The sequence below is a fragment of the Asticcacaulis machinosus genome (assembly GCF_028550435.1).
Classification (GTDB): domain Bacteria; phylum Pseudomonadota; class Alphaproteobacteria; order Caulobacterales; family Caulobacteraceae; genus Asticcacaulis; species Asticcacaulis machinosus.
Genome location: NZ_JAQQKV010000003.1, coordinates 349,416 through 363,630 on the forward strand (window position 1 = coordinate 349,416; position 14,215 = coordinate 363,630).

Annotated in this window: 7 protein-coding genes; 6 read left to right on the forward strand and 1 reads right to left on the reverse strand. The window is 57.1% G+C overall.

Annotated elements, in window-relative coordinates:
* Positions 1 to 217 precede the first annotated feature (217 nt).
* The gene (locus PQU98_RS15150; protein ID WP_272745795.1) at positions 218 to 1,237 is read left to right on the forward strand and encodes a LacI family DNA-binding transcriptional regulator; all 1,020 of its coding nucleotides are present in this window, start codon (positions 218 to 220) and stop codon (positions 1,235 to 1,237) included.
* Positions 1,238 to 1,382: 145 nt separating this feature from the next.
* Here the strand turns inward: PQU98_RS15150 and PQU98_RS15155 are convergent, their stop codons facing one another.
* On the reverse strand, positions 1,383 to 3,797 hold the full coding sequence (locus PQU98_RS15155; RefSeq protein ID WP_272745796.1) for a glucan 1,4-alpha-glucosidase: 2,415 nt from the start codon (positions 3,795 to 3,797) through the stop codon (positions 1,383 to 1,385).
* Between the two features lie 633 nt (positions 3,798 to 4,430).
* On the opposite strand from PQU98_RS15155, the gene PQU98_RS15160 reads away from it, so the two are divergent.
* The 5 genes from PQU98_RS15160 to PQU98_RS15180 all read left to right on the forward strand — a co-directional run bounded on the left by PQU98_RS15160 (position 4,431) and on the right by PQU98_RS15180 (position 14,210).
* Positions 4,431 to 6,500 carry a glycoside hydrolase family 97 protein gene (locus PQU98_RS15160; protein ID WP_272745797.1) on the forward strand — a complete coding sequence of 690 codons (2,070 nt, stop codon included), beginning with the start codon at positions 4,431 to 4,433 and terminating at the stop codon, positions 6,498 to 6,500.
* 101 nt (positions 6,501 to 6,601) lie between these two features.
* Complete coding sequence (locus PQU98_RS15165; RefSeq protein ID WP_272745798.1) at positions 6,602 to 7,615, forward strand: LacI family DNA-binding transcriptional regulator; 1,014 nt, start codon at positions 6,602 to 6,604, stop codon at positions 7,613 to 7,615.
* Positions 7,616 to 8,051: 436 nt separating this feature from the next.
* Positions 8,052 to 10,880: a TonB-dependent receptor gene (locus PQU98_RS15170; RefSeq protein WP_272745799.1), complete on the forward strand. Its 2,829-nt coding sequence runs from the start codon at positions 8,052 to 8,054 to the stop codon at positions 10,878 to 10,880.
* Between the two features lie 161 nt (positions 10,881 to 11,041).
* Positions 11,042 to 12,547, forward strand: coding sequence for a tryptophan halogenase family protein (locus PQU98_RS15175; protein ID WP_272745800.1), 1,506 nt, complete (start codon positions 11,042 to 11,044; stop codon positions 12,545 to 12,547).
* 88 nt (positions 12,548 to 12,635) lie between these two features.
* Positions 12,636 to 14,210 (forward strand): alpha-amylase family glycosyl hydrolase, encoded by a 1,575-nt coding sequence (locus PQU98_RS15180; RefSeq protein ID WP_272745801.1) that lies wholly within the window; start codon positions 12,636 to 12,638, stop codon positions 14,208 to 14,210.
* Positions 14,211 to 14,215 lie beyond the last annotated feature (5 nt).

Sequence of the window (14,215 nt, forward strand, 5' to 3'; positions counted from 1 at the left end):
GCCTCATCAAGGACTTTAACTATGTCTAATGTCCAAAATTTACGCCGTAATTTTCTGGCCTTAAGCACGGCGGCACCATGTATATTCTGAAGGAAGGTAGCCCGTCACGCGTCCTGACACGCACGCTTAAACTATAGTGGGTAAGGTCAACTTGTTTCCGCCGCGATTTACTCTATTCTGGCCCTAAAATACAAAAGACTTAAGGGACAAATATATCGTGAAACGGCCGACTTCGTTTGATATTGCGGCCCTTGCGGGGGTATCTCAGGCGACGGTGTCGCGCGCGCTCAGTCAGGGCGGGGTGGTCAGTGAGGCTGTGCGTCAGCGCGTGGTCGATGCCGCGGCACAACTGAACTACACGGTCGATGTCAATGCGCGTAAGCTGCGCTCCAAAAAGATCAACACCATCGCCGTGCTGATCTCTGAGGATATGGATAAGTCCGACAGCCCTATCAATCCGTTCTTTATGCCGCTGATCGGGTCGATCCTGAAATATGCCGGATCAAAAGGCTATGATGTTCTGGTGTCGCTGCAAAAACAAAGCGATAACTGGGGCTCGGATTACGGCCATGCGCGTCGGGCCGATGGCATCATTTTCCTCGGCTACAACGACTACGACACCTATACGAAAAAGGTCGCCGTGCTGGGTGAGATGGGCGAGCCGTGGGTGTTGTGGGGGCCGGTAATCCCTGAGCATCCCAATCTGGTTATCGGCTCGGATAATGAAGGCGGGGCCTATAGCGCGGTTAAGCATCTGATCGGGCTGGGTCGGCGGCGGATTGCCTTTCTGGGTGAGCCGTCGGCCAGCCATCTTGAGTACAAGGAACGCTTTGAGGGCTATGTCCGTGCCCTGACCGAGGCCGGGATAACGCCTGACCCGGAGCTTATGATCGACTGCTTTATTTCGCGTGAGGACGGCGTGGCGGCGATTGAACGCCTGATACGTGAGGGCGTTGCGTTCGATGCCGTATTCGCCGTCGCCGATTTGCTGGCGGTTGGGGCGATCCAGCAATTGCTGCGGGCCGGACTGTCGGTGCCAAAGGACGTGTCAGTGATGGGGTTTGACGACCTGTGGGTGTGCACCTGCACCAGCCCGATGCTGTCGACCGTGCGTCAGGATACAACTGAGGCCGCCCATGTGCTGGTCGATGCGCTGGATGTGCTGATCAGCGGCCAGCCGGTTGAACTGAAACGTATCCCGACGCAGTTGATTATTCGCGAATCGTGTGGTGGGTAATTATAGAACCTCCCCTGATTTCAGGGGAGGGTGGCGGCTGGTGCTTTAGCATCGGACGACGGGTGGGGTTAACATCGGCGGTTTTAACCCCCCTCCGCCTAATAGGCGGTATCCCCCCTGAAATCAGGGGGGAGTTCTAAAACAGCTATTTTGTCAACTGATCGGCCACGACCGGGTAATGATCCCAGACCTTGCGATCGCGGACTGAGCGCAGCAACTTGACATATTCGGCGTGGGTCCAGGCCAGAGGTGTGGCACTGTCGGTGCCGTCGCCCACCGCATAGCCGTGAGGTGAGGGCGCGCCGACCCCGTCCCAGACCTGTTCGGGCAGCATCAGGCCGTCATTGGCGAAGTATTCCATTGCGGCCACGTAGGTGTCGCGGATGCGGGCAATATCAGCATCCGTTGCCCCTTTGGCTGTGGCCAGCGCCAGTTCGTAATGACCGCGCTCACCGGTAAAGATCGGCCACACCCGTCCGCGCTGATTGGGTGAGCTTTGGCCAAAGACCGCGTAATTGCCGCCGGTGACCTGATCTTCGCCGTAACCGTCATTGCCATAGCGGCGGAAGCCCGGATATTTACCCTTAAAAGTATATTTGACCCGCAGGTTCTCCGCGATGGTTTCATTATCGATGACGGTCAAAGACTGGGCGATCTTGGCATCGCGGGCCGGGCGCACGCCGTAGCGCACCAATTCTAAGAACCCGGCATCGATAACCTTATCGCCGTGCAGCCCCACGCGGCCGTTACGTTCATCCTGCACGCCGGGAGTGTTGGCGTCTTCGGAGCGGCTGATGCGCAGATAGTAAGACTGCGGCGCACCTGCCACTTCGCCCTTAGTGGTATAGAGGCGTTGATCCAGCTTGGCGGAATAGTCGAGCGCCTTGGATTTATAGGTCGCGGCAGAGGTGGCATCTCCGGCCTGTGTGGCGATATCGGACGCCACCAGCAGGCCCGCGATCACGGCGGCGGTGGTGGATGGCGAGTGGCCTTCCTGTTCTTCCCAGCGCTCCTGCTGGCTATAGGGCGGCGTGATTTTCTGGTTGTTCCAGCCGAGGTTCGGGGTGCCGCCAAAGCTTAAGAAATCGGCGGCTTTTTTCAGTGACGTTTTATATGAGCCAACCAGTTCATGCTTTGAGATCAGGCCAAGGCTTTCCAGCTTCCAGCCCAGCATGATCGGCATGGCGGTCTGGTCAAGCTGAACGCCCACCCATTCCGGTGTGCCGTCGACATGGGCCTTTTGCAGATACCAGCCGCCGTCACCCTTATTGCCGGGTGTGTGCGCGCCAACCTGAACCTTGGGTAAATAACGAAAGGCGGCGACCGGCGTTTCCTTATCGCCAAGTGCTGCCATCGCCATCGCGACCTGATAGAAGTCGCGTGGCCAGACCGCCTTATAGCCAGTGGCGCTGACCTTAGGTGTGGCGGTGTCGCCCCACGGGTTGGACAAGGAGGCAATGAGCGCTCCGGAATAGGTGCGGTCTTCCTGAACCTTTAGCGCCAGAGCCGAGGCATAGAGCAGTTTGCCGTTGTCTTCGGTCACCGGAACGAGGGATTTCAGTTCGCCCAGAGACGCCAGATAGTCTTCCCAGCCAATCGCCGCCCCTTCACCATTGTAATTGGCCAGAACCTTGGCGTAGCCGGTCTTTAAGGTCGCCGCGGCTTGTGCATCGGCGGCGGCGGTCGTTGAGCCAAAACCCAAAGCCACATCAAAGGTCGTGGTGGTGGTCACCGGGGCCAGTTCACCGATCAGGCGGATATTGCCTTTAACGCCGCCGGTGTCCGACGACAGTTTGCCGAGTTTTTGGGTCGTTAGCAGGCTGGCCAGCCCGTCCTTTCCGGTAAAGCCGACACTGGCCTTTTTGAACGGGACACTGGCTTTCAAGGACAGGGCGGCATCCCCTTCAAACGCCTGTAAGGCGGTGGGGCTGGCGCGGCCCTGATCGTCGCCGGAAGTATTGGCGACCGAAGGATCGAGCACGATATAGGGCGTAACCGGCCCTTTCAGAGCCTTAACCGTCACGCGCATCATCAGGGTCTGGTGATCCGGATCGGTGAAGATGTCCTTCACGATCACGAACCGGCCCTCTTTATCGGTATTGGTCAGGCGGTAGGCGGGCGACAGTGGGCGACCGTCAGGGTCGGTGTGGATATATTCAATCTTTGAGGTCGTGTCGGTGGTCTCCAGCGCGACATAACCTTTGCCGGCGATGGCGATTTGCAGTTCACGGATCTGGGCCTCATGGATCAGGCCCGACATGGTTTCGGTGACAACGCCGTCGGCCAGTGAGAACCATACCTTTGACACCTTGCCGGTGGTGGCATCGTCTGAATAGTGGAAGTCCTTATAGGCTTCATAGGATGCGCCGATCCCCTGCTTGGCCGAATAGGCCCAGGGCGAAACCTCGCCGGGCCCATCAGTGGCTTCTGTTTGCACGATCTGGTTGGGGGTATGGGCGGCGTTGGACGCAACCTCCTGAGCGTTAGCGGTCAGGCTCAGTGCGCCTGTGGCGGCGCTGCACATCAGAAGGACAACGGTTTTGGATAGTCTGGACGTCATGGTAAGCTCCCTGCCGTTCGCATGCCCGGTTTCGGGGTTTGCGCGACATGTGTTTGAACTGTTTTGTTATGGTGGGTGCTGAAAATCACCCGCCGCGTTGTCCCTGTAAAAACGCGTCTCAACTGTCATATGGATTTGAAAACCCACCGGCAATGTGAATACGTATGCAGGCCGATTACAAAGCTTTAAGATGTGAGATGTTGCGGCTTACAGGACAAAAAAATTACCCCCCGCCCGAGCGTGGACGAGGGGGAGAGGGAGTTTTTTGCTGAGAAAAAAAGCGCCCACCGTCCAACAGGTTGAACGGCAAACTACAGAGCCCGCGAATGTCGCCACTCGCGGAGGGCAGGTTAAGGGCTGGCCGACGTTAACGGCGCCCGCCAGATTATCAACCTGATACTGAGACTGCCGGCGCGCACAGCACATAAGGCGTCAGGGACAACAACTTACGCGCAGAGCCTGCGACGACATCTTGGGGATAAGCCTATTTCACTGAGGCACGGCTTGCGCAACGCGAATACGTATTCACAGATCGCAGCATGGCCATGAATACGTATTCAGGCGGCGTTTGCGCAAAAGCTGGTTATGGTCGCGTCAAAATAGGGCGCACCAAGCGCTGACACAGGAAACGTCATGTTCTCATCACATCTGTCCGGCTTTCCAAAAGCGGCATCTTTATTCGTGATCACCCTGATCATAGGTCTGGTGATAGCCATTTCCGCCTATGCGGATCAGGTCGCCACCGCCGCATCGCCGGGCGGGCAGCTTGCCGTTCGGGTCATGACCGGCAATGAAGGCCACATCACCTATGCGATAGATCGGGGCGGCAAGGAGGTCATCGCGCCGTCGAAGCTCGGCTTCATTCTGGCCGACCAGCCCAAGTTGGAACGCAATATGGCCCTGACCTCACAGTCGCAATCCCGTCACGATGACACATGGGAACTGCCGTGGGGGGAGCGGCAGTTCGTGCGTAATGACTATAACGAGTTGCGCCTTGGCTTTACTGAAAAGACCGGCCTGAAGCGGCAGTTGATGGTAGTGTTCCGGCTTTATGATAACGGCTTTGGCTTTCGCTATGAGTTCCCCGATCAGCCGCAGTTAAAGACGGTGAAGATCGTTGAGGAACTGACCGAATTTTCGGTCACGGAGCCGGCCACCGCCTGGTGGATACCGGCGGGGGAATGGAACCGCTATGAATACCTCTATAACAAGACCCCGCTGAATGAGGTCAGTCAGGCCCATACGCCTATAACCCTCAAAACCGCCTCCGGCCTGCATATGGCGTTTCATGAGGCCGCGCTGGTGGATTACTCCGCCATGTGGCTGCGCCGGGTGAGCGGGCAAACCTTAAAGGCCAATCTGTCGCCGCATGGCGATGGCCCAAAGGTTACCCGTACGGCCCCGTTTAACACGCCGTGGCGCACCGTGCAGATGGCCGATACCGCCGGGGGGCTGGTCGAAAATGATCTGGTGCTGAACCTCAATGAACCCAATGCGCTGGGCGACGTCAGTTGGGTCAAGCCGTACAAATATGTCGGCATCTGGTGGGATATGCACCTCAATAACAATACATGGGGCTCAGGCCCAAAGCATGGCGCCACCACTCAAAAAACCAAAGACTATATTGATTTTGCCGCAAAGCATGGCCTGCGCGGAGTTTTGGTCGAAGGCTGGAATAAGGGCTGGGACGGCGACTGGTTCGCCAATGGCGATGATTTCAGTTTCACCGAAGCTTATCCTGATTTCGATATAGAAGCCTTGGCCGCCTATGCCAAAAAGAAGGGCGTCCGCATCGTTGGTCACCATGAAACGGCGGGCAATATCGCCGTCTATGAGCCGCAGCTTGAGGCCGCGCTTGATCTCTATCAGCGTCTGGGCATCGACAGTATCAAGACCGGCTATGTGGCGGATGCGGGCGGGGTCAAGGCCCGCGATGCCGAGGGCAATATTTTCTACACCTGGCATGATGGTCAGGTCATGTCGCGCCACCATCTGAAAGTCGTCGTTGAGGCCGCCAAACGCCATATCGCCATCAATCCGCATGAGCCGATTAAGGATACGGGCCTGCGGCGTACCTACCCCAACTGGGTGGCCCGCGAAGGGGCACGCGGCATGGAATATAATGCCTGGGGTAATCCGCCCAACCCGCCGGAGCATGAGATCAATCTGGTCTTTACGCGTCTGTTGTCCGGGCCGATGGACTATACGCCGGGGGTCTTAAGCCTTGAGGGTGCGGGCCAGCCCCTGCAATCGACCGTAGCGCGGCAACTGGCCCTCTATGTCGTGATCTATTCGCCCATTCAGATGGCGGCGGACACGATCGAGAACTATCGCAAGCACATGAAGCCGTTCCAGTTCATCAAGGACGTACCGACTGACTGGGCGGACACCAAGGTGCTCAATGGTGAGGTCGGTGATTATGTTACCATCGTCCGTAAGGATAAGGCCTCGGCCGACTGGTATCTGGGAGCGGCCACTGATGAGGACGGCCGCACGCTGGAGGTCGCGCTCAGCTTTCTTGAGCCGGGCAGAACCTATACCGCCCAGATCTATCGTGATGCGGACGATACCGATTTCCGCACCGAGACCCGCCATCATTATGTCATCGAGCAAAAGGCGGTGACAGCCGCCGATCGCCTGACGCTTAAACTGGCACCCGGTGGTGGGCAGGCCATCCGCTTTGTGGCAGCAAAATCCAGATAGGTAATTATAGGTGGGTTCGGAAGGTTCTTGACGCCACTGACGCTATGGCACTCTATAGCGGCAAGAACCGGCCCCACCTCTGAGTATTGAGCGTAAAATTCGTGAATAAAACCAAGACCCGTCTCGAAGATCTGGCCAAAATCGCCGGTGTGTCCGTGGCGACCGTATCGCGGGCGCTCAATGATTCACCGGCGATCAACCGTGTGACCAAGCGGCGCATCTGGGATATCGCGCGCGAAAATCACTACTTTTCCGGCCATGACCTGCCCATTTCCTTAAGCGGTATTCAGGCGACCATTGCCATTGTTATTCCGCCGCCTCAGGGCCGTGAGGGCCGGTTTAACGATCCGTTTTATCTGGAGCTGATCTCAGGGGTGGGGGAGGCCGCGCGTGATATGGGCTGTGATCTGTTGCTGTCGCACCTGACGCCGCGCAACCAGCATGACCTGTCTAAGCTGATGCAGAACATCCGCGCCGATGGCGTCATTTTTCTGGGCCAGAGCTATTTTCATGAACGCTTTAACCAGTTGGCCAGAGGCCCGCATAAGTTCATCGTCTGGGGGGCGGAACTGAACGGGCAGGACTATTGTTCGATCGGGTCCAACAATATGCAGGGCGGGGCGCGGGCGACATCACATCTGGCGCGTCTGGGGCGGCGAAAAATCGTCTTTCTGGGCGATACCGAAGCGCCGGAAATCAAGCAGCGCTATGAGGGTTATATTAATGGCCTGAGTGACTATGGTCTTGAATTCGATCCGCGTCTGGTCGTGCCGGCGCACTTCGATATAGCCGCCGGTGAGGCCGCCATTGCCGGTTTGCTGGCCAAGGGTATTAAGATCGATGGCGTGTTTGCCGCCTCCGATGTCATTGCGGTTGGCGCCATAAAGGGGCTGACGCGAGCGGGGCTTAATGTGCCGCAGGATGTCTCGGTCGTCGGCTATGACAATATCCAGCTTTCCAGCTTTACCCATCCGGCACTGACGACGATCTCTCAGGATCTGGGCCGTGCGGGAAGACTGATGGTGTCCAAACTGATCGGCGCCCTGTCCAATACCGATATCCCTTCGGAGCGGTTGTCCACCGAACTGGTGGTGCGTGAGTCGTGCGGCGGTTAAAGCTGTTATCCCCTGAGAAAATGTTAGCGCAACCATCATTTCTGGCGTGAAATTTTGCATGGATTTGCATAAATTTGCATTATTGTGCAAATAAATTTCCAGAAATTTTAAAGCGTGTATTTGCGCTGCGTTGCAACAAATTGGGCAAAATATACGATTTAAGCATCAAAATGGGCCATAATTGTATCCTGTTAGCCACAGGGTATGGCAAAGCGTTTCCTAAATTGTCTGTAATTTTGCAAATGCTTGCAAATTTTCGACGAGCATGTAGATAAATGCGCATGAGGCCGCAAGAGCCTCAAAAAAGCTGAGAATAAAAATACAGGGACGCAGATTTTTCTACGGTACCGCCGAGTGTTTCGCCCAAGGGCGGGAGGCGGTGCGTCGTCATCTGTGTTGCGAAAAAGCTTTTATAATAACAACCAGGAAGGCTCACATGTTCTACATCTCAGGCTCTGAATCCCCTCATCTTCGTAAATCTAAAAAACTGCCCGCCGCTAAACTGCCCGCCGCGAAACTGGCAGTAAGTGCCATTGCCCTGACCGTGGCCTGCGGGTTTTCCGCACCCGCCTTTGCACAGGAAACGGCACCCGTAGCGGCAGACTCCGATGTCACCGAAGTCGTCGTCACCGGTATCCGTCGGGGTATTCAGAACGCCATTGCCACCAAGAAGGGCAATTCCAATATCGTCGAAGTGGTCTCTGCCGAAGACATCGGCAAGCTGCCGGATCAATCGATCGCCGAATCGATCGCGCGCCTGCCCGGTATTGCGGCCCAGCGCACCAATGGCCGCGCCCAGACCCTGTCGATCCGTGGCCTTGGCCCTGACTATACGGTCACTACCCTGAACGGGCGTGAGCAGGTCTCAACCAATGACAACCGCTCCGTCGAGTTCGACCAGTTCCCGTCCGAACTGATCAGTCAGGTGCTGATCTATAAGACCCCGAACGCCGCTATGACCACGCAGGGCATTGCCGGTACGGCCGATCTGCAAACCGTGCGGCCTCTGGCCTATGGTAAAAAAGCTATCGCCCTTAATGTGCGCAAGGAGTTCAATTCCGAAGACGCTGCGGTCGCGGGCCTGAGCAATGAAGGCGAGCGCTATTCGATCAACTATATCGATCAGTTCTTCAATAAGACCCTGGGTGTGGCGCTGGGCTATGCCCGCACCACTTCCCCCTATCAGGTTACGCGTCTTGAGCCGTGGGGTGACGGCGATCTGCCGGCCCTGCCCACCGGTGAGTTCATCCCCGGCGGTCAGAAAAGTGCGGTTCAGTCGTCGAATCTTGAGCGCGATGGCTATATGGCCGTGGTCGAATGGCGGCCCAATGACCGCCTGCGCATGACGTTTGATGCTTATTATTCTGAGTTTGAAGAACTTCAACGCATCGCCCGTCTTGAATATCCGCTCTATTGGTCATCAGCCGCCCTGCAGCCGGGCTATACGACGGCGGATGGCTATGTGACGTCAGGCACCTTTACCGGCGTCAAGACGGTGGTTGAAAACTACACCAACCAGCGCCAGTCGACCGTTCAGGCCTTTGGCCTCAACACCATCTACAATCTGAACGACCAGTGGAGCCTGATCGCCGATATTTCGACCCAGAAGGTCGAACGCGATGACATCATCATTGAATCGACTGCTGGTACCGGGCCTTCAGGCAGCGGGGCTACTGACACCATCAATTTCCGCAATACCGGTGAGAACAATGCCTATGTGCTGTCGGGCGTCCTCGATTACTCTGACTTCAACACCATCTACCTGACCGATCCGGGCGGCTGGGGCGGGGTCACCAACCGGGCGGGCTTCTTCCGCGCGCCGCACGTCGAAGATGAGATGGACATCATCAAACTGGCGGTGGAACGCACCGTTGGCGCCGGGCCGATCAATAAGGTCACCTTTGGCGTCAGCCGTAATGACCATACCAAGTCCAAGGACGACTACGCCGCCTATATGAGCTTAGGCTCAGTCGCCCAACTGGTGGTGCCGGAGAAATACCGTCTGGGCACGACCGATGCGTCCTTCCTTGGCAACACGTCGGGCATGATTTCCTATGACTCGCTGGGCATGTACCGCGATGGCCTGTTTACTCTGGTGCAGTCGACCGATTCCAGTGAACTGAAGCGGGACTGGTCGGTGTCGGAAACCATCGATGTCGTCTTCCTTAAGGGCGATATCGACACCAGCCTGTTCGGCATTCCGGTCAGCGGTAATGTCGGCATTCAGGTACAAAAGGCAGAGCAGGAAGCCACATCCCTGTTCCTCAGCGATGCCGGTGCGCGCACGGTTACCGATGGCGACGACTATATGGAAACCCTGCCGAGCCTGAACCTGAACTTTCAGGTCGCCGAAGACCTGACGGTGCGGGTCGGGGCCGGCACCACAATGGCGCGGCCGCGCATGGATGATATGTCGGCGGGCACCACCTACGACGCCAAGATGAATACCGAGGCGCCGGTACTGTTCAGCGGCAATGCCTACGCATGGTCGGGCAATGGCGGCAACGCCCAGATCCGTCCGTGGAAGGCCAATGCCTTTGACGTTTCGATCGAGAAGTACTTTGGCCGTAAGGGCTATGTGTCGGCGGCCCTGTTCTATAAGGACCTGACGTCGTTCATCTATAACCGCACGGTGCTTAAGGACTATACCGGCGCACCTCTGCCCAGCAAATGCTATGTTTCCGGCACCAATAACACGGTTCAGCGTCTTGATCCGGTGACCAATATCTGGGTTTGTTCGCTGGCGGACGCTAACCGTACCGGCATTACCTCGGCTCAGGCCAATGGTGAAGGCGGCTGGATCAAGGGGGCGGAGTTCACCGTGTCCGTGCCGGGTGAGATGATTCACCCGATACTGGATGGTTTCGGTGCCATCCTGACCGCCAGCTTTAATGACTCGGAGATCAACCCGTCGGGCAGCGCCGTCATTCCGGTGCCGGGCCTGTCGGAAAAGATCATCAACAGCACGGTCTATTACGAAAAGCACGGCTTCTCGGCGCGGGTCTCAAGTCGTTACCGCGGCGACTTTACCGGCGAAGTGCCTGACTTCACCAACGCCCTTCAAAACCGCACGGTGCGTGAGGAAACCGTGGTCGATGCCCAGATGAGCTATACCTTCCAGGATGGCCCGCTCAAGGATCTGGCTATTTCGGTGTCCGGCTCGAACCTGACCAATGAGCCCTTCTATCTCTATAAGGGCAACAACGTGGTCAAGGAAGAGAAGTACGGTTCCACCTATCTGGTGGGCCTGAGCTACAAGTTCTGATAACTTGTTACTCCCTCTCCCTGCGTGCGGGGAGAGGGTGGGGTGAGGGGCTTGGAATAGCATCAAATGCGCCGGGTGCGGGGTTTGCCCCTCATCCGGTCTGCCATCTTTGATGTCAGCCCACCTTCTCCCCGCACGCAGGGAGAAGGAAGATTCCGCCCATGAACGATCAGGCGATTAAACGGGTAGTAATTGTCGGCGGCGGTACAGCGGGCTGGCTGTCGGCGGCTATGCTGGCGCGTGTGGTCAACCGATCGATCGAGATTGTGCTGGTTGAGTCCGAGGACATCGGCACGGTCGGTGTGGGCGAAGCGACCATCCCGCCGCTGGCCAATCTGTTTATCTTTCTGGGCATCCCTGAGCATGAGATGCTGGCGGCGGTTCAGGGCACCTATAAGCTGGGGATCGAGTTTGTCGATTGGCATCGTAAAGGCCATCGCTACACCCACGCTTTCGGCAGTCCGGGCCGCGATCTGGGCATCGTGCCGTTTTACGAATACTGGCTGAAAGAGCATCTGGCCGGGCGGGGCGGATCCTTGTGGGACTACAGCCTCAATGATCTGGCAGCCCAAGCGGGCCGGTTTGCGCCGCTGAAACAACTGCCGAACGCACCGATGGCGGGCCTGACCCATGCCTGGCATTTCGATGCGGGGTTGCTGGCCAAGTTCCTGCGGCGGGTGTGTGAGGCGCAAGGTGTCACGCGGCGCGAAGGCATGGTCTCAGGCGTTAATCTGCGGGCCGAGGATGGCTTTATAGATAGCCTGACCCTGAGTGATGGGGCCATCGTCGAGGGCGATCTGTTTATCGACTGTTCCGGTTTTCGGGGGCTGTTGATCGAAGGCGCGCTCAAGGCCGGCTATGAGGACTGGACGCATGTATTGCCGTGCGACCGTGCGATTGCGGTGCCGTGCGCGTCAACGCAGACGCTTCTGCCCTATACGCGCGCCACGGCCCACAGCGCGGGCTGGCAATGGCGCATTCCGCTTCAGCACCGCATCGGCAATGGTCATGTCTTCTGTAGCGCCTTTATGGCCGAGGATGAGGCGCGCGATATCCTGATGACTAATCTGGACGGCAAGGCTTTGGCCGACCCCAGAACCTTAAGCTTTACCACAGGTCGGCGCAAAGCCAGTTGGGTCAAAAACTGCGTCGCCTTTGGCCTGTCGTCCGGTTTCATGGAGCCGCTGGAATCGACCAGTATTCATCTGGTGCAATCGGGCATGACGCGGTTCCTGAAATTCTTTCCGGATAAGGGGTTTAGCCCGCTGGAAATCGCTGAATATAACCGACTGACCGCCCACGAGTATGAGCTGATCCGTGATTTTCTGGTGCTGCACTATAAGGCGACGCAGCGCGACGACAGCGAATTCTGGAACCATTGCCGCACCATGACGATTCCCGACAGTCTGGCGCACAAGATCGATTACTTCCGTGAGCACGGTCGCCTGATCATCGAAGAGGCCGACCTGTTCCGCGACACCAACTGGGCGCAGGTGCTGATCGGGCAGGGGATTATCCCGAAATCACCGTCGCCTCTGACCCTGACGGTTAGCGACGAAAAACTGGGGGAGTATATGGCTAATATCCGCCAACTCCTCAGTGCCGCCGTGGCCGGTTTGCCCGATCATGGGGCTTATGTGGCTCAGAATTGCCGGGCGAAAATTTGATTGAAGGCTGGATACGTATTCATTAGCGCGCATGGTAGGCAGGCGATGCGCCGTGTGGTTTGCTCCCCAAAACACAGGGAGACACCTAATGACTTTCAAAACCTTCGCCGCCTGTATCGGCGCGCTGTGCCTGTCTGCGGCTGTAAGCGCCGAAGCTGCGCTCGCCCCCGTGACCACCATCGATGTCTCAACGGTTGCGGCCCAGCCCAAAGACACCGGCTTAGATGCGGGCTGGAACACGCGCGCGACCTTTATGGAAATCTTTGTGCGTTCCTATCAGGACAGCAACGGCGACGGTATCGGTGATTTCAATGGCCTGACGGCGCGGCTGGATTATCTGAAAGATATGGGCGTTACCGGTATCTGGCTGATGCCGATCCATCCCTCGGCTGATAAGGACCACAACTATGCGGTTTCAGATTATCGGGCTATCAATCCCGATTTTGGCACTATGGCCGATTTCGAGCGCTTTGTAGGCGAGGCCCATAAGCGCGGCATTGGTGTCATCATCGATTATGTGGTCAATCATTCAGCCAGTGATAACCCGATCTTTCTGGATGCGGCGCGCTCAAAATCGAGCCCCTATCGCGACTGGTATATCTTTGCCGATACCGATCCGAAGTGGCAGGGCTTTTCCTGGGGGCCGTGGCGTCAGAACAAGGTCGGCGGCGGCTATGTCTACGGCCTGTTCGATGACCAGATGCCGGATTTCAACCTCAAAAATCCCAAGGCTTTGGCCTATCATGCCGACAATTTCCGGTTTTGGCTCAATAAGGGCGTCGATGGTTTTCGTATCGATGCGGTGACCATGCTGGTGGAAAACGGCCCTACCGCCTATATGGATCAGCCCGAAAACCTTGAGATTTTGAAACAGCTAAACGCGGTGGTGAAGTCCTATGGCAACCGTTATCTGATCTGTGAGGCGTCGGAACAGCCCGCCCTTTATGCCGGTGACGCCTGCACCAATTCGTTTGCGTTCGGCACTCAAAAAGAGATCAAGGACAGCGCCAAAACCGGCCACCTGTCAGAAAAACTGGTTGCGGTGCTCTCAAGCGAAAAGCGCCCGCTGATGCCGCTGGTGCTGCAAAGCCATGACGCCTATGTCGGCGACCGTTTGATCCATGAATTTGCCGGTAATGACGGCGCTTACCGAGTGGCGGCGGCGATTTCCATTCTGGCGTCCGATACGCCGTTTTCTTACTATGGCGAAGAAATCGGCATGGGTAATAACGGCAAATATAACGATCCGGGCCTGCGGGCGCCGATGTCATGGGATGGCTCTGCCGGACATGGCTTTACCACCGCGGCCAAACCCTATCGCCCTTATGCCGTCAATGCGCAAACCCATACGGTCGCGGCGCAAACCGGCGCCAAAGGCAGCCTTCTGGAATATTACCGCGCGCTCTATAAAGCCCGGCAAAACCATCCGGTTCTGGCCGACGGGCAGTTTACCCTGATCTCAAAAGCCGGTGACGACCACCTGATCTTTAGCCGTGAAAAGGATGGCACACAGGCGCGGGTGCTGATTAACCTGACCGGCGCCCCCAAATCATTGCCTCTGGGCGATAAGGAGCGTTGGAAATCGGTGTTCGATAACACGCCAGCGCAAGATGCGGTGACTTTACCGCCCCACGGCGTCGCCGCCTATGTTCAGGCGAGGTAAAATAT